The organism is Nocardioides humilatus (assembly GCF_008373755.1).
In the GTDB taxonomy this organism is placed as follows: Bacteria; Actinomycetota; Actinomycetes; order Propionibacteriales; family Nocardioidaceae; genus Nocardioides; species Nocardioides humilatus.
This window is the reverse complement of sequence record NZ_VUJV01000003.1, coordinates 432,989-453,463: the sequence shown is the minus strand read 5'-3', so window position 1 is coordinate 453,463 and position 20,475 is coordinate 432,989. Positions and strand designations below refer to the sequence as shown.

General features: G+C 69.4%; 18 protein-coding genes. 8 read left to right on the top strand and 10 right to left on the bottom strand.

Annotated elements, in window-relative coordinates; all coding sequences use genetic code 11:
* Nucleotides 1–42: 42 nt before the first annotated feature.
* The 4 genes from F0U44_RS09975 (at nucleotide 43) to metG (ending at nucleotide 5,335) form a co-directional block, all read left to right on the top strand.
* A complete protein-coding gene (locus F0U44_RS09975) occupies nucleotides 43–1,686 on the top strand; it encodes a CHAP domain-containing protein (RefSeq protein WP_149728147.1) in 1,644 nt (547 codons plus the stop codon).
* 32 nt (nucleotides 1,687–1,718) lie between these two features.
* The gene (locus F0U44_RS09970; RefSeq protein ID WP_149728146.1) at nucleotides 1,719–2,267 is read left to right on the top strand and encodes a maleylpyruvate isomerase N-terminal domain-containing protein; all 549 of its coding nucleotides are present in this window, start codon (nucleotides 1,719–1,721) and stop codon (nucleotides 2,265–2,267) included.
* Nucleotides 2,268–2,338: 71 nt separating this feature from the next.
* Nucleotides 2,339–3,505: an N-acetylmuramoyl-L-alanine amidase gene (locus F0U44_RS09965; RefSeq protein ID WP_188113414.1), complete on the top strand. Its 1,167-nt coding sequence runs from the start codon at nucleotides 2,339–2,341 to the stop codon at nucleotides 3,503–3,505.
* A 21-nt stretch (nucleotides 3,506–3,526) separates the two neighbouring features.
* A complete protein-coding gene (gene metG / locus F0U44_RS09960) occupies nucleotides 3,527–5,335 on the top strand; it encodes a methionine--tRNA ligase (RefSeq protein WP_149728144.1) in 1,809 nt (602 codons plus the stop codon).
* 26 nt (nucleotides 5,336–5,361) lie between these two features.
* Here metG and F0U44_RS09955 read toward each other — a convergent pair whose 3' ends face one another.
* The 5 genes from F0U44_RS09955 to F0U44_RS09935 form a co-directional block, all read right to left on the bottom strand.
* Nucleotides 5,362–5,628: a hypothetical protein gene (locus tag F0U44_RS09955; RefSeq protein WP_149728143.1), complete on the bottom strand. Its 267-nt coding sequence runs from the start codon at nucleotides 5,626–5,628 to the stop codon at nucleotides 5,362–5,364.
* Nucleotides 5,628–6,086 carry a hypothetical protein gene (locus tag F0U44_RS09950; RefSeq protein ID WP_149728142.1) on the bottom strand — a complete coding sequence of 153 codons (459 nt, stop codon included), beginning with the start codon at nucleotides 6,084–6,086 and terminating at the stop codon, nucleotides 5,628–5,630. Before F0U44_RS09950 ends, F0U44_RS09955 begins: the two co-directional genes overlap by 1 nt.
* An 8-nt stretch (nucleotides 6,087–6,094) precedes the next feature.
* The gene (locus F0U44_RS09945; RefSeq protein WP_149728141.1) at nucleotides 6,095–6,298 is read right to left on the bottom strand and encodes a type II toxin-antitoxin system antitoxin; all 204 of its coding nucleotides are present in this window, start codon (nucleotides 6,296–6,298) and stop codon (nucleotides 6,095–6,097) included.
* Nucleotides 6,299–6,306: 8 nt separating this feature from the next.
* Nucleotides 6,307–7,176 carry an SPFH domain-containing protein gene (locus F0U44_RS09940; RefSeq protein ID WP_149728140.1) on the bottom strand — a complete coding sequence of 290 codons (870 nt, stop codon included), beginning with the start codon at nucleotides 7,174–7,176 and terminating at the stop codon, nucleotides 6,307–6,309.
* Between the two features lie 80 nt (nucleotides 7,177–7,256).
* The gene (locus tag F0U44_RS09935) at nucleotides 7,257–9,371 is read right to left on the bottom strand and encodes an AfsR/SARP family transcriptional regulator (RefSeq protein ID WP_149728139.1); all 2,115 of its coding nucleotides are present in this window, start codon (nucleotides 9,369–9,371) and stop codon (nucleotides 7,257–7,259) included.
* 96 nt (nucleotides 9,372–9,467) lie between these two features.
* Here F0U44_RS09935 and F0U44_RS09930 point away from each other — a divergent pair, with 96 nt between their 5' ends.
* From F0U44_RS09930 to secA, 4 genes are read left to right on the top strand one after another with little or no spacing between them, the layout of a single operon-like run.
* Entirely contained in the window at nucleotides 9,468–10,370 is a 903-nt protein-coding gene (locus F0U44_RS09930) for a GNAT family N-acetyltransferase (protein ID WP_223163637.1), read from the top strand.
* A 43-nt stretch (nucleotides 10,371–10,413) separates the two neighbouring features.
* Nucleotides 10,414–11,775, top strand: a complete 1,362-nt coding sequence (gene folC, locus F0U44_RS09925; protein WP_149728138.1) for a bifunctional tetrahydrofolate synthase/dihydrofolate synthase — start codon at nucleotides 10,414–10,416, stop codon at nucleotides 11,773–11,775.
* Complete coding sequence (locus F0U44_RS09920) at nucleotides 11,772–12,149, top strand: DUF4233 domain-containing protein (protein WP_246160405.1); 378 nt, start codon at nucleotides 11,772–11,774, stop codon at nucleotides 12,147–12,149. Before folC ends, F0U44_RS09920 begins: the two co-directional genes overlap by 4 nt.
* A 24-nt stretch (nucleotides 12,150–12,173) precedes the next feature.
* A complete protein-coding gene (gene secA, locus F0U44_RS09915; RefSeq protein ID WP_149728137.1) occupies nucleotides 12,174–15,047 on the top strand; it encodes a preprotein translocase subunit SecA in 2,874 nt (957 codons plus the stop codon).
* 13 nt (nucleotides 15,048–15,060) lie between these two features.
* Here the strand turns inward: secA and F0U44_RS09910 are convergent, their stop codons facing one another.
* From F0U44_RS09910 to F0U44_RS09890, 5 genes are all read right to left on the bottom strand, one after another.
* Nucleotides 15,061–16,011, bottom strand: coding sequence for a hypothetical protein (locus tag F0U44_RS09910; protein ID WP_149728136.1), 951 nt, complete (start codon nucleotides 16,009–16,011; stop codon nucleotides 15,061–15,063).
* 16 nt (nucleotides 16,012–16,027) lie between these two features.
* A complete protein-coding gene (locus F0U44_RS09905; RefSeq protein WP_149728135.1) occupies nucleotides 16,028–16,981 on the bottom strand; it encodes a hypothetical protein in 954 nt (317 codons plus the stop codon).
* A gap of 37 nt (nucleotides 16,982–17,018) precedes the next feature.
* Nucleotides 17,019–17,984, bottom strand: a complete 966-nt coding sequence (locus F0U44_RS09900; RefSeq protein WP_149728134.1) for a hypothetical protein — start codon at nucleotides 17,982–17,984, stop codon at nucleotides 17,019–17,021.
* Nucleotides 17,985–18,100: 116 nt separating this feature from the next.
* Nucleotides 18,101–19,030, bottom strand: a complete 930-nt coding sequence (locus F0U44_RS09895) for a hypothetical protein (RefSeq protein WP_149728133.1) — start codon at nucleotides 19,028–19,030, stop codon at nucleotides 18,101–18,103.
* Nucleotides 19,031–19,142: 112 nt separating this feature from the next.
* Nucleotides 19,143–20,357: an SGNH/GDSL hydrolase family protein gene (locus tag F0U44_RS09890; RefSeq protein WP_149728132.1), complete on the bottom strand. Its 1,215-nt coding sequence runs from the start codon at nucleotides 20,355–20,357 to the stop codon at nucleotides 19,143–19,145.
* Between the last annotated feature and the right edge of the window lie 118 nt (nucleotides 20,358–20,475).

Below are 20,475 nucleotides of genomic sequence, written 5' to 3'. Positions count from 1 at the left end.
TTTTGTTGCGTCATGGGGCACCTGTGACTCAAAGTTGTCGCCATGCGCCGAGGACGACAGCTCTGGCGCGGGGGAACCGCGCTGCTCACGAGCACGCTCGTGGCGACCCTTCTGATGGTCGGCGGAGTGCTGACCCCGTCCGAGGACGCCGTCACCGAGCAGACCTCCGGCACCACCTACCTCTGCACCGGTTACACGGGTTGTCGCAATGCCGGCTACTCCGACGCCGGCTACGGCGCGGTCAACGACCAGATGTACTGGCGCATGTACAGCGGTCACAACTGCACCAACTACGCCGCCTACCGGATGATCCAGGCCGGCATGTCCACCGATCGTCCCTGGGACGGCAGCGGGATGGCCTACAACTGGGGCTACGCGATGGCCGACGTCACCGACGACCGGCCCAGCGTGGGCGCGGTCGCGTGGTGGGACCGCTACTACCACGGCATCGGCTCCAGCGGTCACGTCGCTTACGTCGAGCGGGTCATCTCCGCCGATGAGATCGTCATCAGCGAGGACTCGTGGAGCGGTGACTTCCACTGGCGCACCATCACCCGCGACAGCGGGCGGTGGCCGAGCGGCTTCGTCCACTTCGTCGACAAGGCCGTCCAGAACACCGAGGTGCCGGTCATCAGTGGCGCCCCGCAGGTCGGCGTGGAGCTTGCGGTCTCCCGCGGAGGCTGGGAGCCCAGCCGGCACCTGACCATCACCCGTCAGTGGTACGCCGACGGCACTCCGATCGACGGGGCGACATCCAACACGTTCACCCCCACGGTCGACCAGAAGGGCGCGGCCATCACGGTCACGTTGACCGCGACCCGACCCGGCTACTCGCCGGCCTTGGTGACGACCGCTCCGACGGCTCCGGTCGCTCGCGGCGAGTTCACGATGCTGACGCCGCCGACGGTCAGCGGCGAGGCGATGGTCGACGAGGTGCTGTCGGCGACGCCCGCGACCTGGTCGCCCGCGTCCGACGACATCCTCTACCGGTGGCTCGCCGACGGAGAGCTGATCGAGGGCGCGAACGGTCCCGACCTCACCGTGACCCGCGACCTCGTCGGCAAGTCGATCGTGGCGGCCACCCACGCTCGCGCACCGGGCTACAAGAACGACCCGGAGCGCTCGGAGCCGATCGGCCCGGTCGTGATCGGCCAGATCGCGCAGAGCGCGCCGTCGACGGTCGCCGGCCGGACCCGCGTCGGCCAGGTGCTGACGGTCACCGCCGCCCCGGTCACGCCCGCCGATGCCGCCGTCGCCTACCAGTGGCTGCGCGACGGCACGCCGGTCGACGGAGCCACCACGCCGACGTACACGCTGACGGGCGACGACCTCGGCGCCACCATGTATGTCCAGGTCGTGCGGACGCGGCGCAACTACGCCGACCTCGTCGAGACCGTCCCGGTCGCGGGCATGGTGACCACCAAGCCGACCCTCACGCTGGGCACGTCGGGCCGTTCGCACAAGGCCGTCGTCTGGATCCGGGCGACCGCGCCGGGTGCCTCCGTCGACGGCGACGTGACGGTCAAGGTGGGCACGAAGGTGGTGACCGTCGCGATGACGGGCGGCCGAGCCAAGGTCGTGGTGAAGGACCTCGCCGCGGGTGACCGTCGGATCCGGGTCCGCTACGCCGGCGACGGCCCGGTCCGCCCGGCCCGCGCACGCACGATGGTGCACGTCTTGCCCTGAATGTCTCGGGGGCAACGGGTTACCGTGAGGCTATGGCGAGTTCCTCGGGGCTGACCGGATCGACCGATGCCGTCCGCGTGCTCGCACACGCGCTCGACCAGGCGGGTGACGTGCTCGACCACGTCCACGCCGGGATCCTCGAGCGACCTACACCCTGCTCCGACTGGGACGTCGCTGCGTTGGCGGGCCATCTCGTGCAGGCGCCGGCCAACTTCCTCGCCATGATGCGCGGCGAGCAGCCGGATTTCTCTGCCGTGGCCGAGATCGACGAGGGTTGGGGTGGCGTCTTCCGGGTGCACGCCGACGACCTGATCCACGCGTGGCACGAGCTGTCCGAGGAGCCGCCCGTGCCGGCCGAGTGGCAGGTCGCCGAGCTGGCCGTGCATGCCTGGGACCTGGCCGTCGCGCTCGACTTCCCCCTCGATCGGCTCGACCCCGAGGTAGCCCAGCTCGGGCACGGATTCATGCAGGCGAGCCTCACCCCGGACCGACGCGGCGACGTCTTCGCGCCCGAGGTCGAGGCGCCCGCTGACGGCGGCGTCTACGGCGCCCTTGCCGCTTTCGCGGGCCGCCAGTTGTGACCCGAGGCTGACACGCGAGGGATCCCCGGGGTCCCTCGCTTCGGCCTTCCTTTGGCGCATCCTCGATGTCCATGGGCTTCTCGGACCTGTCCCTCGGTCGTCGCGACCTGACCCGTCTGGCGACGGGTGTCGTCACTGCTCTCGGCTCGGTCGCCGTGCTCGGGCGGGCCGACGCGGCGACCCACCGATTGCGTCGTCATGCCGACGGGGTCGACGCCCTCGACCTCCCGCTGGGCGGCGTTGTCCTCAGCGCGCGCACTGCTGGTGGGTTCCGCACCCGCGTCATCGAGACGACCCGGTTCTCGGTCTTCGGCGTGACCTGGCGGACGGGCGACGGCGAGGTGCGCGCCCGGTGGCGGCGGCAGGGCGGTGAGTGGACGGAGTGGCGGCAGCTGCCGCGCCTCGACCACGGTCCCGACCCCGACAGCGACGAGGGGGCGCGGGCCCGCCGGGCGACCGACCTGGTGTGGACCGGAGCGAGCGACGCCGTACAGATCGAGGTGACCGGCGACCAGCGCGACCCCGTAGTGGCGCTGCTGCACCCGCGGCGCCGCCCGGCCGACCGCCGCGTCTCTGAGCACCTCGCGCCGCCCGACGACGAGGCCACGTCGCGCGCGCTGGGCGTCGTACCGATGCCCGCCCTGCTCTACCGCAAGGCGTGGGCTCCCGACCCGCGGCTCCGCAACGGCAGGCCGTCCTACAACGACCGGATCAGGCAGGTCCACCTCCACCACACGGTCAGCAGCAACGACTACGGCCGTGCCGAGGTGCCCGGCATGATCCGCGCGATGTACCGCTACCACACCGGCAGCCTGGGCTGGTCCGACATCGGCTACAACTTCCTCGTCGACCGCTTCGGCCGGCTCTGGGAGGGCCGGGCCGGTGGGCCGCGGCAGGCGGTGCACGGCGCCCACACCCTCGGCTTCAACCATGCCTCCGTCGGCATCGCCGCGATCGGCAACTTCGAGACGGGGCACGTCAGCAAGCCGATGCGCCGCGCCATCGTGCGAGCGGCCGCGTGGAAGCTCGACGCCGGCGACGGCCACCCCCGCCGCACGATCTGGATCAGGTCCGGCGGCAGCGACCGCTACCGCGACGGCCGGCTCGTCGAGCTGCCGACGATCGACGGCCACCGCGATACCAACGAGACCGCGTGCCCCGGCCAGCACCTCTACGACGTTCTTCCGTCCGTACGACGGCGAACGGCCCGTCGGATGCGGGAGTTCCGGCGCGGCTAGGCACCCCTAGGATTCACTCCCATGAGCCGAGTCCTGTCCGCCGTCGCCTGGCCCTATGCCAACGGCCCGCGCCACATCGGCCACGTCGCCGGTTTCGGCGTCCCCTCCGACGTCTTCTCGCGCTACATGCGGATGGCCGGCCACGACGTGCTCATGGTGTCGGGGTCCGACGAGCACGGCACGCCGATCCTGATCGCCGCCGACGAGGCCGGGATGAGCCCGCAGGAGCTCGCCGACCAGAACCACCGACTGATCTGCGAGGACCTCGCCGGGCTCGGCTGCAGCTATGACCTCTACACCCGGACCACGACGCGCAACCACCACGCCGTCGTCCAGGAGCTCTTCCTCGGGGTCTACAACAACGGTTATTTCCTCGAGCAGACCACCTTCGGCGCGATCTCGCCGTCGACCGGACGCACGCTCCCGGACCGCTACATCGAGGGCACCTGCCCCATCTGCGGCTACGACGGCGCGCGTGGCGACCAGTGCGACAACTGCGGCAACCAGCTCGACCCGCAGGACCTGAAGAACCCGCACAGCCGCATCAACGGGGAGACGCCGGAGTTCATCGAGACCCAGCACTTCTTCCTCGACCTCCCGGCCCTCGCCGAGGCCCTCGGCGCGTGGCTCGACGGTCGCGAGGCGACCGGGCTGTGGCGGCCCAACGTCATCCGCTTCTCGAAGAACATCCTCGACGAGATCCGGCCGCGGGCGATGACACGCGACATCGACTGGGGCATCGCCGTGCCGCTCGACGGCTGGCGCGACAACCCGACCAAGAAGCTCTACGTCTGGTTCGACGCGGTCATCGGCTACCTCTCCGCATCGGTGGAGTGGGCCCGCCGCACGGGCGAGCCCGAGCGCTGGCGCGAGTGGTGGAACCCCGCGAGCGACGGAGTCGAGGCCGAGTCCTTCTACTTCATGGGCAAGGACAACATCACCTTCCACAGCCAGATCTGGCCGGCCGAGCTGCTGGCCTATGCCGGCAAGGGTGACAAGGGCGGCAGCCCTGGCGCCTTCGGCGAGCTGAACCTCCCGACCGAGGTCGTGAGCTCGGAGTTCTTGACGATGGAGGGCAAGAAGTTCTCCTCGTCGAAGAAGGTCGTCATCTACGTCAAGGACCTGCTGAGCCGCTACCAGCCCGACGCGTTCCGCTACTTCGTCGCCGCTGCCGGTCCGGAGAACCAGGACAGCGACTTCACGTGGGCCGAGTTCGTCCGTCGTACCAACGACGAGCTGGTCGCCGGGTGGGGCAACCTGGTCAACCGCACGATCACCCTGATCCACAAGAACTTCGGCGAGATCCCGGCCGCCGGTGAGCTGACCACGGCCGACCAGGAGGTGCTCGCCGCGACCGAGGCTGCCTTCGGCACGGTCGGCGACCTGATCGGGCGCAACCGGATGCGGCAGGCGATCGGCGAGGCCATGCGGGCGGTGGGCGACGTCAACAAGTACGTCTCGGACCACGAGCCGTGGAAGCTCAAGGGCGACGACGAGCGCGAGCGGCTCGCGACCATCCTCCACGTCGCCGCCCAGTGCGTGGCCGACCTCAACCTGGTGCTGTCGCCCTTCCTGCCCTTCTCGGCCAACGCGGTCGACGAGGCACTCGGAGGCGCGGGCAACATCGCGCCGATGCCGCGGATCGACGACGTTGACGACCTCGACGGCGGTGCGCCCTATCCGATCATCACGGGCGACTACTCGGGTTTCCCGGAGTGGCGGCGCCACGCGATCGAGCCCGGCGTGCCGGTCGGCAAGCCGACGCCGGTCTTCACCAAGCTCGACCCGTTGCTGATCGACGAGGAGCTCGAGCGGCTAGCCGGTGGTTGAGGCGCGAGCGTAGAGAGCCTCGAAACCTAGCCGCGCCGGCGGCGCTGCTCGTCGAGCTCGGGCAACCGGGTCCGCGCGAGGTCGAGGAACTTCGCCAGGGTCCACTCGCCGGTGGGGCTCCACTCCTGGAGCAGTGCGAGCAGGCCGGCCTCGTCATCGGCGCCCCACAGCGCGTAGTCGTTGTCGGTGGGGCTCCAGGAGATCCCGGCCAGGTAGTCGTACTGCTGGTTGACGAAGACGAGGTGGTGCCGGTCGCCCTCCTCGGACCACGGCATGTCGTAGAACCAGGGCATCAGCGGCTCCTGTAGGTGTCGAGGAGGGCCTGCTCGGCCGGGGGAGGGCGCGACCAGTCGGGCTCGCCGTCGGGCCACAAGGGGCCGGGGTCGTCGCTCGCGCACGCGACGAGGTCGGCGCGGAGCAGCTCCCAGAACGCGGGTACAACGACGTCGACCTCTCCCGTGCGCCCGGCGTGCGCCCGGCGTGCCGCGATGCTCGCCGCCTGCTTGCAGGCCTCGAGAAGATCGTCCCCGGCGATCGCGACGAGGGTGCTCAGCGCCTGGTTGGCGCAGCGGGCGGTCACGTCGTCCTGCTCGGTGAGTGCCGACCACACCGCCCCGCCGTGCTCGATCTCAGCAGCGGCCGGCACCCAGGGCCGGACCCGCTGCGCCAGGCGCTGCTCGAACCGGTGTCGAGCGGCGTCGCTGAGCCGCGCGAGCTCGCTGGGCCGCAGCGCCCACGTCCGGACGGTCATCGCAGGCGTCACCCGTCCTTCGGTGGTCGTCCGGGCTTGCGGATCCGGCTGACGTCGTCGGGCAACCGACCGCTACCGGCCAGCGCCTTGCGGAGCAGGAACTCCAGCTGGGCGTTGGTGCTGCGCAGCTCGTCGGCGGCCCAGCGCGCGAGCGCGTCGTGGACCGCCGGATCGAGCCGGAGCAGCACCTGCTTGCGTGCGGGGCGGTTCATGGGCGCACTCAGGCGTAGAGCGATCCTGTGTTGACGACCGGCTGGGTGTCCCGGTCGCCGCAGAGCACGACGAGCAGGTTGCTGACCATCGCGGCCTTGCGCTCCTCGTCGAGGTCGACGACATCGTTCTCGGCCAGCTTGTTGAGCGCGAGCTCGACCATCCCGACCGCGCCTTCGACGATGGTCTGGCGGGCCGCGACGACCGCGTTGGCCTGCTGACGGCGCAACATCGCCTGGGCGATCTCAGGGGCGTAGGCCAGGTGGGTGAGCCGTGACTCGATCACCCGCACGCCGGCCGAGATGACCCGCTCGCCGATCTCGGCGGCCAGTCGCTCGGTGATCTCGTCGGCGTTGTCGCGCAGCGAGAGCTCGCCCTCGCCGTGGGAGTCGTAGGGGTACTGGCCGGCGATGTGCCGCACCGCCGTGTCGGTCTGGATCGCCACGAACTCCTCGAAGTTGTCGACCTCGAAAGCGGCGGCCGCGGTGTCGGCGACCTGCCAGACGACGACCGCCGCCATCTCGATGGGGTTGCCGTCCTTGTCGTTGACCTTGGTCGTGCGTGTCTCGTGGTTGCGGATCCGGGTCGAGATCTTGCGCCGCGTCGTGAACGGGTTGACCCACTGAAGCCCTTGGTCGCGGACCGTGCCGGTGTAGCGCCCGACGAACTGCAGCACGCGCGCCTGGCCGGGCGCCACGACGGTGAGCCCGCCGAGGCACAGGAGCGACACGATGCCGAACGCGACGAACAGGACCACCGCGGCCCCGGGGCTGGCCTCGGCCACGGCGAGGGAGAGGAAGGCGGCGAGGCCGAGGACGACGGCCAGGCCGAGCATGGCCAAGCCGGGCAGGGTGCGCGCAGGGTGTTCGGAGAGGGCCATGGGTGACTCCTTCGAGAGACGGGATCGCAGTCTATCAAAGTGATATCACTTTTGAAGGGGCTCGCACCTGTCTCTTCGACTCACCCCACCACGAGCTCGTACGACGACGGCTCGATGTCGAGCTCGGCCATCCGGGCCGCATAGGAGCGGTGGGCACGCCGGGCCTCGCCATGGCGGCGGGCGTGGGCGAGGACCCGGACGAGCTCGAGATGGGTCTGCTCGTCGTACGGGTCGTCGGCGAGGACGGCCATCAGCCAGCCGACGCCCTGCTCGGTCTCCCCGGCGGTGACCAGGTGGCGGGCCAGGGTGCGCTTGACCTCGACCGCGAGCCGCAGCATGTCGTCGGCGGTGGCCTCGGCCCACTCGTCGGTGTGCCCCTCGTCGGCGAGGAACGGTGCCGGGTGCAGCGACGCGGCGGCCTGCAGCAGGGAGACGGTGTCGGCCGCGCCGGACCGCTCGGCGTCGATCGCGGCGCGGGCGATCCGCTCGAACTCGACGATGTCGATGCTCACGGTCGTCGGGTCGAGGCTGGCATGGCTGCGGTCGGCGGACAGGTAGCGGTCGGCGTCGTGCTCGCGCCCGGGGTCGAGCACGGCGCGCGCGGTCGAGAGCGCGACGGAGAGCCGGCCGGAGGTGTCGGTGACGCCGGGCCAGAGCAGCTCGGCGAGGGCAGCTCGGCTCATCGGCCGCCCGCGTCGGGAGGCGAGCACCTGGACCAACTGTCGGCTCTTGCGCGACGGCCACGCCGAGGCCGGCACGGGCGTGCCTGCCACGGAGATGGCGAAGGTCCCGAAGGTCCGGATCGCCACCGCGGGAGCCGCGGCCGCGCCCAGGACGTGGAGCGGGCCGGCGATCCGGTCGGCATCAGCCCGCACGCCGAGCGCGTTGAGTGCTTGTCGGCCAGCCTCCTCCGCGCCACGGTCGCCGGAGAGGCGCGCCGTCACCATCCGGTTGACCGCCGATCGGATCGCGCTACCGACCTCGCGCCATGCGTCGGCGGCTTCCGCCAGCTGCCCACGGGCTGCATGGGCGTCGCCCGTGATCGACCACCGCGTCAGCGCACGCAACTCGAGGGCATCGGCGAGCTCGGCGAGCTGGTCGCGGCGCCCGGCCTCGGCCAGCGCCCGGCTGGCGAACAGGTCGGCCGCCTCGAGGTCGCCCTGGGCGAGGGCGATCCAGCCCGCGGCGCGCAGCGTGATGACCTCCCCGACGGTGTGGGGTTGGTCGAGAGCCCGTTTGGCGTGCGCACGGGCCGCGGCAGGGTCGTCAGCGACCATCGTCTCGGCGAGGCCGGCCAGCGCAGGACCCAGCACCTGGGCGTTGCCGGCCGCCTCCGCGCGCTCGACCGCCTCGAGGTACTTCGCCTGCGCCCGGGTCGCGTTGCCCCGCACGCGATGGGCGTCGGCCTCGAGCAGCAGGGCGAAGGCCAGCAGGTGGGCGGCCTGGGCGCGGCGGAACTGATCGGTCGCGAGGGCGATCTCGCCGACGGCCTCGTCGAGCCGCCCCAGGCCGAGCAGCGCCTCGGCGCGGTTGACGCTCACCATCGCGCTGGCGAGCCCCACCGGGTGGTCCTCGGCGACGGCGACCGCCAGGTCGAGCTCATCCAGGGCCTGGCGGAACCGCCCGGCCTCGACATAGCGAGACCCGAGGTTGTTGCGCACCCGTACGACGGTGATCGCATCGCCGGCCCGCTCGGCATGGATGAGCGCCTGCTCGTAGGCCAGCAGGTTGGCGGTCCGGTCGCCGGCGTGGGCAGACACCAGTCCGCTGGCGACCCACGCGACCCCGATCGCGCCGTCGTCACCGCTGGCGGTCGCAGCCTCCATCGCCGCCTCGGCGATCAGGCGACCTTCCTCGGCGTTGCCCTGGGCCCACATGACCGATGCGTGCCCGGCGAGGAATCGTGCCCGATCGACGGGACTCGGGTCGGGGTCACCGACCGCGACCTCGAAGTAGGCGAGGGCGATCGGGTACTCGCCGCGGTAGTGATGCGCGGCTCCGAGGCGCCACGCGGCCGCCATCGGCAACTGACCGCCGGCGCGCCGGACGTCGGAGAGGAGCGCCGCGGCGCTGTCGAGAAGGTCGGATCGAGTGCCGCCGACGAGCTCGTCGCCGTGGCTCAGGGCGAGCTCGAGCGCAGCGGCCGCCGATTCACTGGCTGTGCCGCTGGAGATCTCGGAGCCGTTGTCGGACACCGCACCCGCCGTCTTGAGTGGTCGTTACCAGGGTCCATTACACCGGGATCGCGGCCTGCAGGGGCGGAATTCGCTTGCTCGACCGTCCGGCTCGATGTGACGCTCACGCCCATGGTGAGCGGCTACCAGGTGACCTTCGAGACGGATCCGGCGCGCTTCCTGGAGCGAGCGGGCGCCCACCTGGCGGACGAACCGGTCATCTCCACCGTGGTGGCCACCGTCGCCGAGCGGTTCGCCCGGTCGCAGCGGGCGGCGACGCCGTACTCCTGGTTCGCGGTCGTGACGGGGCCGGCGGGGGAGATCGTCGGGGCCGCCATGCGGACGGCGCCGTTCCCGCCCTACCCGCTCTACGTCCTCGGCATGCCCGACGCGGCGGCGATCGCGCTGGCAGACGCGCTGGTCGACCGCGCCGAGGACGTCGGCGGTGCCAACGGCTCTCTGCCGGCCACCCGCGTCCTCGCCGACCGGGTCGCCGAGCGCACCGGCGGGACGGTCGAGATCAACATGCACATGCGGCTCTTCGAGCTGGGCGAGCTCGTCGAGGCGCGGCCCGTGCCGGGCCGGCTCCGCCCGGCGTACGACGACGAGGCCGATCTCGTCTTCGACTGGTTCCGCCGCTTCCACGTCGATGCCGACGAGCAGGCCGGGCACGTCGGTCACGGCCACCGTGACGAGGGGTTCACGGTCGACGACGCCCGGGACCGCATCACCGGGGGCTGCGTGTGGCTGTGGGTAGCTGACGACGACACCCCGCTCCACATGACCTGCGCGAACCCGCCTGCCTTCGGCGTCGCTCGGATCGGTCCGGTCTACACGCCCAAGGAGCACCGCGGCCACGGCTACGCGAGTGCGGCCGTGGGCGCCGTCTCGCGGGCTCTCCGCGACGGCGGGAGCCGGGTCAGTCTCTTCACCGACCAGGCCAACCCCACCTCCAACGGGATCTACCTCGCGCTGGGCTACGAGCCCGTCGTCGACACCGTCGACCTCGCCATCCGGTAGCGATCGTGGTCGGGGCCGCCGTGGCTCCTAGACTTCGATCGCGATGACCGACTTCCCTGACAGTGCCCCACGCCCCGCTGAGACCTTCGCCGAGGTGGAGGACGCCCTGCTCAGCAGGTGGCCCGAGACCCGGCTCGAGCCCTCGCTCGACCGGATCCGAGCGTTCACCGAGCTGCTGGGCGACCCGCAGCGCACCTATCGCTCGATCCACCTCACCGGCACCAACGGAAAGACCTCGACGGCGCGCATGGTCGACGCACTGCTTCGCGCCCACGAGCTGCGCACCGGTCGGTTCACCAGCCCGCACGTCGAGAAGATGAGCGAGCGCATCAGCATCGACGGCGATCCGCTCGATGACGACGCCTTCGTGCGGGCGTTCAACGACATCGCCGCCTACACCCACCTGGTCGACGCGGCCGAGCCCCACCCGTTGTCCTTCTTCGAGACGGTCGTCGGCATGGCCTACGCGGCGTTCGCCGACGCGCCCGTCGACGTCGCTGTCGTCGAGGTCGGCATGGGCGGGTCGTGGGACGCCACCAACGTGATCGACGCCGACGTCGCGGTCCTCACCCCGATCGCCCTCGACCACGCCAACTACCTCGGCACCACGCTCGCGGAGATCGCGCAGGAGAAGGCCGGGATCATCAAGGAGGGCGCTGTCGCCGTCCTCGCCGAGCAGGCCGACGAGGCTGCCGAGGTGCTCCTGCGGCGCGCCGCCGAGGTGGGTGCGACCGTCGTGCGCGAGGGGACGGACTTCGCCGTCGTCACGCGGGTGCCGGCGGTCGGTGGCCAGTCGGTGAGCCTGCGCGGCCTGCGGGGCCACTACGACGACGTCTTCCTCCCGCTTTACGGCGCCCACCAGGCGCAGAACGCCGTCACCGCCCTCGCCGCGGTCGAGGCGCTGATCGGCGGCGAGCAGCCGCTCGCCGATGAGGTCGTCCGCGAGGCCTTCGCGGCCGCGAGCTCGCCGGGCCGGCTCGAGGTCGTCCGGCGCAGCCCGACGATCGTCCTTGACGCTGCCCACAACCCGGCCGGCGCGGAGGCGACGGCCGCCGCGCTCGAGGACTCGTTCCGCTTCGACCCCCTCATCGGGGTCATCGGCGTGATGGGCGACAAGGACGCCGAGGGCCTGCTGGCAGCGTTCGAGCCGCACCTGGCCCACGTCGTGATCACTCAGAACTCCACCCCGCGAGCGATGCCTGCTGCCGAGCTGGCCGTCACCGCTGCTGAGGTCTTCGGGGAGGACCGGGTCACCGTCGCGCCTCTTCTCGCCGACGCGATCGACCTGGCCGCGGGACTGGCCGAGGAGGGCACCGGTGACTCGCTTTCGTCAGGTGCGGTGCTGGTCACCGGCTCCGTCGTCACGGTCGGCGAGGCACGGGTGCTGCTCGGGGGCCGCAAGTGAGCTCGGCGAAGCGGTCGCTGTGTGCCGCCGTACTGTCGATGCAGGCCATCACGCTCGGCCTGACCACCCCGGTGATGATCGTCGTCGCCGACGTCTCTCGCAGCACGGCGTTGCCGCTCGGCCTCGGCCTGACGCTGCTCTGCCTGGTCGCGGCGGGCATGCTCCGCTCCGAGGCCGGCTACTGGCTGGGACACCTCGTCCAGGTCGCGGCGATCGCCCTCGGCCTGCTGGTCCCGTTCATGTTCCTGCTCGGGCCGATCTTCGCGCTCCTCTGGGGCTCCGCCTACGGCGTGGGCCGCAAGATCGAACGGGAGCGGGCGGAGGCCTTCGCCGCCGCTGAAGACGACGGGATCGAGCGCGAATCGGCGCCGTAACGACCGCTAGGTAGAGTTGCGGCCGTGCCAGTGATCATCGACAAGCTCCTCCGCATCGGAGAGGGCAAGATCCTCCGCCAGCTCGAGTCGATCGCGAAGGCCGTCAACGCCATCGAGGACGACTTCGTGGCGATGTCCGACGCCGAGCTCCAGGGGATGACCGAGGAGTTCCGCAAGCGGCTCGCCGACGGGGAGACCCTCGACGACCTCATGCCGGAGGCGTTCGCCACCGTGCGCGAGGCTGCCAAGCGGGTGATCGGCCAGCGGCACTACGACGTCCAGATCATGGGTGGCGCCTCGCTCCACATGGGCAACATCGCGGAGATGAAGACCGGCGAGGGCAAGACCCTCGTGGCCACGCTGCCGTCCTACCTCAACGCGCTCGAGGGCAACGGCGTCCACGTCGTCACGGTCAACGACTACCTGGCGAAGTACCACGCGGAGTGGATGGGTCGCATCCACCACTTCCTGGGGCTGACGACCGGCGTGATCCTGCCGCACATGAAGCCCGCCGAGCGGCGCGTGGCCTATGCCTGCGACATCACCTACGGCACCAACAACGAGCTCGGCTTCGACTACCTGCGCGACAACATGGCCGGGTCGATCGAGGAGTGCGTCCAGCGCGGCCACAACTACGCGATCGTCGACGAGGTCGACTCGATCCTCATCGACGAGGCGCGCACCCCGCTCATCATCAGCGGTCCGACGCAGGACGAGGTGAAGTGGTACGCCGAGTTCGCCAAGATCGCGCAGAAGCTCACGCGTGACGACGACTACGAGGTCGACGAGAAGAAGCGCACGATCTCCGTGCTCGAGCCCGGCATCACCCGGGTCGAGGACCACCTCGGCATCGACAACCTCTACGAGTCGGCCAACACCCCGCTGATCTCCTTCCTGCACAACTCCATCAAGGCCAAGGAGCTGTTCCGCAACGACAAGGAATATGTCGTCATGAACGGCGAGGTGCTCATCGTCGACGAGCACACCGGCCGCATGCTGGCGGGTCGTCGCTACAACGACGGTCTCCACCAGGCCATCGAGGCCAAGGAGGGTGTGAAGGTCCGCGAGGAGTACCAGACCCTCGCCACCGTCACTCTGCAGAACTACTTCCGGCTCTACGAGAAGCTCTCCGGCATGACCGGTACGGCGCTCACCGAGGCCTCGGAGTTCGACAAGATCTACGGCCTCGGCGTGACGCCGATCCCGACCAACAAGCCGATGCTGCGAGCCGACCAGTCCGACCTGGTCTACCGCACGGAAGAGGCCAAGTACGCCGCGGTCGTCGACGACATCGTCGAGCGCCACGCGAAGGGCCAGCCGGTCCTCGTCGGCACGGTGTCGGTCGAGAAGTCCGAGCACCTCTCCAGCGAGCTGAAGAAGCGCGGCGTCGCGCACTCGGTCCTCAACGCGAAGGTCCACGCCGAGGAGGCGAAGATCGTCGCCCTCGCCGGCCACAAGGGCCAGGTCACCGTCGCCACCAACATGGCCGGTCGAGGCACCGACATCATGCTCGGCGGTTCGGTGGAGTTCCTCGCCGACCAGGAGCTGCGCAAGCAGGGCCTCGAGCCGACCGGCGAGACCGCCGACGACTACGACGCCGCATGGCCCGCCATGATCGAGACGATCAAGGCGCAGGTCGCTGCCGAGCACGACGAGGTCCGCGAGCTCGGCGGTCTCTACGTCATCGGCACCGAACGTCACGAGTCGCGCCGCATCGACAACCAGCTCCGCGGTCGTTCCGGCCGTCAGGGCGACCCGGGTGAGTCCCGCTTCTACCTGTCGCTCCAGGACGAGCTCATGCGGCTCTTCAAGTCCGACTGGGTCGACCGCGTCCTGGTGATGCTGAAGATCCCGGACGACGTCCCGATCGAGAACAAGCGCGTCACCAACGCGATCGCCAACGCCCAGGGCCAGGTCGAGTCGCAGAACTTCGAGTCGCGCAAGAACGTCCTCAAGTACGACGACGTGATGGACCGGCAGCGCAAGGTCATCTACGGCGAGCGTCGTGAGGTCCTCGAGGGCGTCGACCTGGAGGACCAGATCCGCACCTTCATCGATGACGTCATCACCGGCTTCGTGGAGGGCTCCCTCGACCAGTACGAGGAGGAGTGGGACCTCGAGCAGCTGTGGACCGACCTCAAGCAGTTCTGGCCGGTCTCGCTCTCGGCTGAGGAGGTCAAGGAGGAGATCGGCAGCCACGCCGCCCTCCACAAGGACGAGCTCATCACCCGGTTGAAGGAGGACGCGCACGCGGCCTACGACAACCGCGAGGAGGAGATCACCGACGAGGTCATGCGCGAGCTCGAGCGGCGCGTGCTGCTCTCGGTGCTCGACCGCAAGTGGCGCGAGCACCTCTACGAGATGGACTACCTCCGCGAGGGCATCTACCTGCGTGCCTACTCCCAGCGCGACCCGCTGGTCGAATACCAGCGCGAGGGTTACGACATGTTCGCCTCGATGATGGACGGCATCAAGGAGGAGACGGTCGGCTTCCTCTTCAACCTGGAGGTCCAGGTTGAAGACGACGAGCCGGAGTTCCACTACCACGCTGACGGTTCACGTCACGAGGGTCCGATGCACGAGGGTGCGCTCGCCGAGCCGCCGGTCGGCCTCAGCGTGGGCGGCCCCGACCTCGCCGCGATCTCGGCACAGCTCAAGGCTGCCGCTCCGCAGATCAAGGCGAAGGGCCTCGAGGCGCCCAAGCAGCCCGAGATCCTCGCCTACTCCGCGCCCAGCGACGTGACGGGTGAGCCGGAGGTGACGAGCTCGACGGTCACCAACGACGACACCGAGGTCGGCCGCAACCAGCTCTGCCCGTGTGGGTCCGGCAAGAAGTACAAGCGCTGCCACGGCGCGCCCGGTGGGCCCAGCGGGCTCACCGCGCGCATCAACGGCTGACGACCGGCGCCGGCTAGCCCACCACCGCGGGGAGCAGGACCGCGAACTGCACGAAGCCGGCGGCGTTGTCGTCGGCGTCGAAGGCGGCGAGGCCGCCGGATCCGAACGGATATCCGCAGTACTCGCCGGCCCAGTGCACCCTGAGCTTGATGGCGACCGACTTCCCGGGTGCGAGCTGGGGAGTGACGTAGGTGGACGCCTCCAGGTCTGCGGTGATGTCGGTCCTGCCCTGTTTCGCTGTGATGTCAAAGCAGTCCGGGTTGTAGAAGTTGAGGCCCCCTCTGATCTGGTGGGCATCGACACCGTCGTTCTGGAACTTGACCTTGATGGTCGTGGTGGAGCCCGGGCGGACGACCGGTGAGGTGGTGAAGTAGCCAGGCTCCTCTCCGCCCACGTACGGCTGCGAGCCCTGGCGTGCGTAGACCTCAGCGCCCGACGTGCCGTGCGCCGGCGCCTTGATCATGGTGTAGAAGGCTCCGCTGGAGACGAGCACGTCCTCGGTGGAAAGGACGCCGATCTGGGTCGCCGCGGCATCGACCGGCGTCGGAGGTTCGTCTTCGTCGGGCGTGACCTTGAGGCTCAACTGCAGGTAGTCGCCCGGTTCGATCAGCGGGGTGGTGTAGCCCGCGACGCTCTGGATCGTGGCGGTGATGTCGTGATTGTCGGCCTTGACGGTGCGAGTCGCGGGCATGAAGGCGGCTTCCAATCGGAGCACGAAGTGGGCGGCAGTGTCGCCGTAGTTCACCACCCGGGCCTGGTAGGTGGCCGTTCCGCCCCGCTTGACCGCCACGCCGACGATGCCGGCAAAGTCGCGAAGGCCGCTGTATCCGGACCCCTTGGCCTTGACGATCAACTGGGCCGTCTCTGCCGCTTCAGCCGCAGCAGGGGAGGCGGGGAGGCCGACGAGGCAACAGGAAAGAAGGAACGCAAGCGCCGGTGCGAGGCGTCGGTGTGAGGTGGGCATGGTTTCTCCTCGATGGCTAGTCGCTCGGTGGCCTGATGGTGGCGAGCAAGGGGGTCAGGAGGAAGAGGAAGTCCTGCTCGACGTTGTCGGGTCCCCAGGCATAGGCCTCGGCGGCTCCGTAGGGCGCGCCGCAGTCAGCGCCGTTCCACCGCACCTTGACGCCGACCGTGACCGACCGCCCCGGGGCCAGCACGGGGGTGAGGTAGGTCCCTTCCAGCAGGTCGGCGGTGACGTCGAAGCGCTTCTGGGTGGCGGTGTAGTCGAAGCACTCCGCGAACGCCGGCTCGAGCTCGCCCCGGATCCGGTGGGAGTCGGTGCCGTCGTTCTGGAACTTGAGCGTGTACTTGGCGGTCTCGCCGATGGCGATGGCCGGGGAGGTCAAGGTGCCGTGGGAATGAGGGTTGCCGCCGATGTAGGGCCGACTGCCCTGGCGGGCGAAGACCTCGGCGCCCGAGGTGCCGTGGGCGGGTGCCTTGATGATGGCGTCGAAGATGCCGATCGAGAGCAGCGCCATGTCTGTGGAGTAGACCCGCAGGTACGCCTGGGCGTAGCTGTCGCCGGACAGATTCGTCTGCGGCGTACGCATCCTCAACGTCAGTTGCAGGTATTTCCCCGGCTGGATGACCGGGGTTGTGTAGTACGGCGTGTTCTCGGCGCTGGCGGTGATGTCGGTCCTGCCGGCCTTCAGCGTGAGAGCAGCCGGCATCAGGTCGCCCTCGATCCCGATCTTGAACTGCGCGGGCTCGAAGCCGAAGTTGACCACCCGGGCCTCGAACCCGGCCGACGCACCTTGGCTGACGACCTCGCTGACGAGCGCCGGATATTCGACGCCGCCGATCCCGGTGTAGCCCGGCCCGGGGCCTCGGATGATGAGCTTCGCGGTCTCTGAGGCCGCCTGGGCAGGGGATGCGGGTAGCCCGACCAGGCTGCAGGCCAGCAGGAAAGCCAGCGCACGGAGCGGGATCGACATCGGAACTCCTTGGTACGGCGTCGGGTCGGTCGGTTGACTACTCGGCTTCGAGGGGCAGCGCGATCAGCGCGTAGTGGTATTCCTGCTCGTCGATACCGTCCGGGTCCTCGGGGCCGTAGGCGTGGATCTGAGCTGCGACGTAGGGATAGCCGCAGTCCTCGCCGTTCCACCGCAGCACGATCTTGATCGTCTCGGACTTGCCCGGAGCGAGCTCCTCGGTCACGTAGTCGCCCTCCATCAGGACCTCGGTGACGTCCGCCGAGCCGCGCTTGGCCGTGAGCTCGGTGCAATCGACTGCGAGCACGTCGATGTCGCCGATGATCTGCTGGGTCTCAGCGGTGTCGTTCTGGAACTTCGCCTTGAACGACGCGGAGCCGCCTGCAGAGACGACCGGTGACATGGCGAAGCCCCCGAGGATCTCTCCACCCACGTAGGGCTGCGACCCCTGGCGCACGTAGATCTCGGCACCAGACGTCCCGTGCGCCGGCGCCTTGAGCATCGTGTACAAGGCGCCGCCCGTCAGGTACTCGGAGTCGGTCGAGTAGACGAGGAGGCCGGTCAGCACCAACGAATAGTTGGGGTTGTCAGGCACGAAGTCCGGGTCGGGCGTCACCCTCAGGTCCAACTCGACGTAGTCACCCGGTGCCAGGATCGGTGTCGTGTAGACCCCGCTGTCCTCGAACTCCGCGGTGATGTCGACCTTCCCGACCTTGACCGTTTGCGTCGCTGGGATGAAGAGAGGGTCGGTGAAGAGGTCGACCTTGAACCGTGCGGGATCGTCACCCGTGTTGAGCACGCGCGCCGTGTACTTCACCGGCTTGCTGCGGGGGATCGCGGTGGCGATCGCGGCCGGGACGCTCGGGTTGCTGGAGGCGGTGAAGCGCGACCCCTTCCCCTTGATGAGGATCCGGGCCGAATCGTCGGCGGCGGAGGCGGGTGCTGCGGGCAGTCCGACCAGGCAGCACGAGAGCAGGAACGCGAGTGCGCGGGGCAGCATCGACATCGGAACTCCTCAGGAGCAGAGGAACGTGTGGAAGGCTCCCGAGGATCCGATATCGACGCTACTACCGCGCTCGCGCGACTTGCATCAGCCGACCGGATGACTCCGTGTTGGGTGGATCACGTCGCTACCCGGGGCGTGAGGATCTGCACCTTGTTGTGTCCGGATCCGTCCCACTCGGACGCTTGGATGTCGGCCAGGCTGAACGCGCCGTAGCACGACTCCCCGGTGAGCTCCACGGTGATCTTGATCGTCGCCGAGCGTCCCGGCGGCAAGAGGGGCGTGTTCCAGGTACCCGTCGTCAAGGCTTCGGTCACGTCCTCGGTCCGGTGCTCGGCGGTGTAGGTGAAGCAGTCCGAGGGGAGGTTCATCCGGCCGTGGATCTGCTCGGGGCTCGGCCCGTCGTTCTGGAACTTCACGGAGAAGACGGCCTTCCCGGTCGGCCGCACGGCGGGTGCGGTCGCGAACTGGCCGACCTGATGGCCGCCGACGTAGGCCTGCGAACCCTGCTTCGCATACACCTGGTAGGCCGTGTTGCCGTGAGCAGGCGGCTTCAGCATCGTGTAGAGCCACCCGAAGGTGAGGTAGGTGCCTCCCGGCGTCTCCAAAGTGACCTCAGCCCGTGTCCGTCCTTGTGAGGGCAGGACCGAGGTCTTGACCTTGAGGGTCAGCTGGCGATAGCTGCCGGGAGCGATGATCGGTGTCAGGTAGCCAGTCGGGGCGACCGCGCTGGCCGTGATGTTGGTCGCCCCGGCGTGGAGGGTCTGGGTGGCCGGCAGGAATTCGTTCTTCATCTTGACGACGAACTGGGCCGGCTCGTCACCGAAGTTCACGACGCGCACCTGGTAGGTCGCCGTGCCTCCCGCCGTGACCACTTCGCTGACGATGCCGCCCGGGCCGGAGTAGCCGCTGCCAGGCCCCTTGATGATCACCTTGCCGGTCGTGACCTCGGCCGAGGCCGGTGCTGGCGGCGACAGCCCCACGAGGGCGCACGCGAAGAAGACCGCGAGAGCGAGGAGGGAGGTGCGAGCACGGCGCAGCGTCAACATGAGGTCTCCTGGGAGTCGAAGAAATCTGGCTCCCGAGGATCCACCGTGACGGTACTACCGGCTCGCGCCTCCCTGCTTCGTCCGATCGGATGATCCTGCGACGATGGCGCCCTTACTGCAGCGTCATCCTCGGCTCGCCGTTGAGCAGTCCCGTGCCCGTCCGGGTGCAGATGCCACCCTTCGGCGTGCCCCCGTTGTAGGCCTGACGCACGCATGAGCGCACGGCCAGCTGTCCCCAGTAGTTGGGGTGCAGGGACTCTTGGATGTAGTAGGGGCTGCTCGAGCAGCAGGTCGAGACCGTGCGGATCTGGTTGACCCACTCGGTCTTGTCGACCGCGTTGCTCGAGGTCCAGTTGGCGACGCCGACCTCCTCGTAGAGGCCGACGCCCGACTCGCAGAGGCGGCGGCCGTTGAAGGTGTTGGCGAGGTTGAGGACCTTGGCGTTGGTGATGCCGCCCTGCGTGATCGCGCCGGTGACGGTGTTGTTGATCGTCGGCAGCGCCGTGCCGTTGGCCCAGTCGGCGTCAGCGTTCCAGAAGCCGCAGCCGCCGGTGCTCTGGCGGGTGTAGCCGCTCTGGCTGTAGCGGAAGCCGGAGCCGTTGGGGACCGGGCTCGGGTAGGTCTGGACGAGCATCGTCCACGAGCTGTCGGCGTAGCCGGCGTTGCGCATCGCCGTGCGGATGTTGACCAGGGCGCCCGCGATCCTGGTCTTCACGGTGCTGATGTTGCCGCTCGTGAAGTTTGCGGTGACGCTGCTGTCGTCCTTGCAGTAGTCGGGCCACCACGACGGTGAGGTGAGGAAGTCGGTGACGCAGGACTGCACCACGTCGGCGAAGTTGAAGTCGTTGCCACCGATGCTGACCACGACCATCTTCACGTTGTGCGTCGTCGCGAAGGTCTGCAGGGCGCGCGCTTGGCCGACCCCCTCGGAGCCGGAGTAGAAGTCGAGGCCCGGCTTGAAGGGACTGCCGCTGACGGTCGCGGTCTTCGCGCCCGAGCAGGCGAGGTTGAGGCTGTTGATCCCCCCGCCGATCTTGATCTCGGCGCTCTTGCTGCGGTGGCAGCGGTCGATGGCCTCGCCCGTGCCGGAGGCGTTGTCGTAGTACGTCGTCGAGCCCGTCGCGTCAGCGCGGTTGCTGTCGGAGTTGGAGGAACCGGCCCAGCGGCCGGCCTCACCAGAGATGTAGGAGTCGCCGACGGAGACGACCCACGGGGCGCCGACACCGGGCCCGTCAGCGTGGGCGACAGGAGTCGCACCGGGGGCGAGCAGCGTCGCTGCGGTGATCGCGAGGGCGGACAGGACGGGCAGTCTGAGCGTGCGGAACATACAGATGTTCTCCTCGGGTCTTCCCTCCCCGGGGTCCGCACGGACCCGGAGTGAAGATAGTGACGGCCATCACAAAAGGGAAGATCTCCGGCAAAAAGCAGTCGAGTCAGGAGAAAAT

Excerpts from the sequence above, each read along its gene's own strand:
- F0U44_RS09975 (WP_149728147.1), top strand. The coding sequence starts at position 43 with ATGCGCCGAGGACGACAGCTCTGGCGCGGGGGAACCGCGCTGCTCACG.
- F0U44_RS09970 (WP_149728146.1), top strand. The coding sequence starts at position 1,719 with ATGGCGAGTTCCTCGGGGCTGACCGGATCGACCGATGCCGTCCGCGTG.
- F0U44_RS09965 (WP_188113414.1), top strand. The coding sequence starts at position 2,339 with ATGGGCTTCTCGGACCTGTCCCTCGGTCGTCGCGACCTGACCCGTCTG.
- metG (WP_149728144.1), top strand. The coding sequence starts at position 3,527 with ATGAGCCGAGTCCTGTCCGCCGTCGCCTGGCCCTATGCCAACGGCCCG.
- F0U44_RS09955 (WP_149728143.1), bottom strand. The coding sequence starts at position 5,628 with ATGCCCTGGTTCTACGACATGCCGTGGTCCGAGGAGGGCGACCGGCAC.
- F0U44_RS09950 (WP_149728142.1), bottom strand. The coding sequence starts at position 6,086 with ATGACCGTCCGGACGTGGGCGCTGCGGCCCAGCGAGCTCGCGCGGCTC.
- F0U44_RS09945 (WP_149728141.1), bottom strand. The coding sequence starts at position 6,298 with ATGAACCGCCCCGCACGCAAGCAGGTGCTGCTCCGGCTCGATCCGGCG.
- F0U44_RS09940 (WP_149728140.1), bottom strand. The coding sequence starts at position 7,176 with ATGGCCCTCTCCGAACACCCTGCGCGCACCCTGCCCGGCTTGGCCATG.
- folC (WP_149728138.1), top strand. The coding sequence starts at position 10,414 with ATGACCGACTTCCCTGACAGTGCCCCACGCCCCGCTGAGACCTTCGCC.
- F0U44_RS09910 (WP_149728136.1), bottom strand. The coding sequence starts at position 16,011 with ATGCCCACCTCACACCGACGCCTCGCACCGGCGCTTGCGTTCCTTCTT.
- F0U44_RS09905 (WP_149728135.1), bottom strand. The coding sequence starts at position 16,981 with ATGTCGATCCCGCTCCGTGCGCTGGCTTTCCTGCTGGCCTGCAGCCTG.
- F0U44_RS09900 (WP_149728134.1), bottom strand. The coding sequence starts at position 17,984 with ATGTCGATGCTGCCCCGCGCACTCGCGTTCCTGCTCTCGTGCTGCCTG.
- F0U44_RS09895 (WP_149728133.1), bottom strand. The coding sequence starts at position 19,030 with ATGTTGACGCTGCGCCGTGCTCGCACCTCCCTCCTCGCTCTCGCGGTC.
- F0U44_RS09890 (WP_149728132.1), bottom strand. The coding sequence starts at position 20,357 with ATGTTCCGCACGCTCAGACTGCCCGTCCTGTCCGCCCTCGCGATCACC.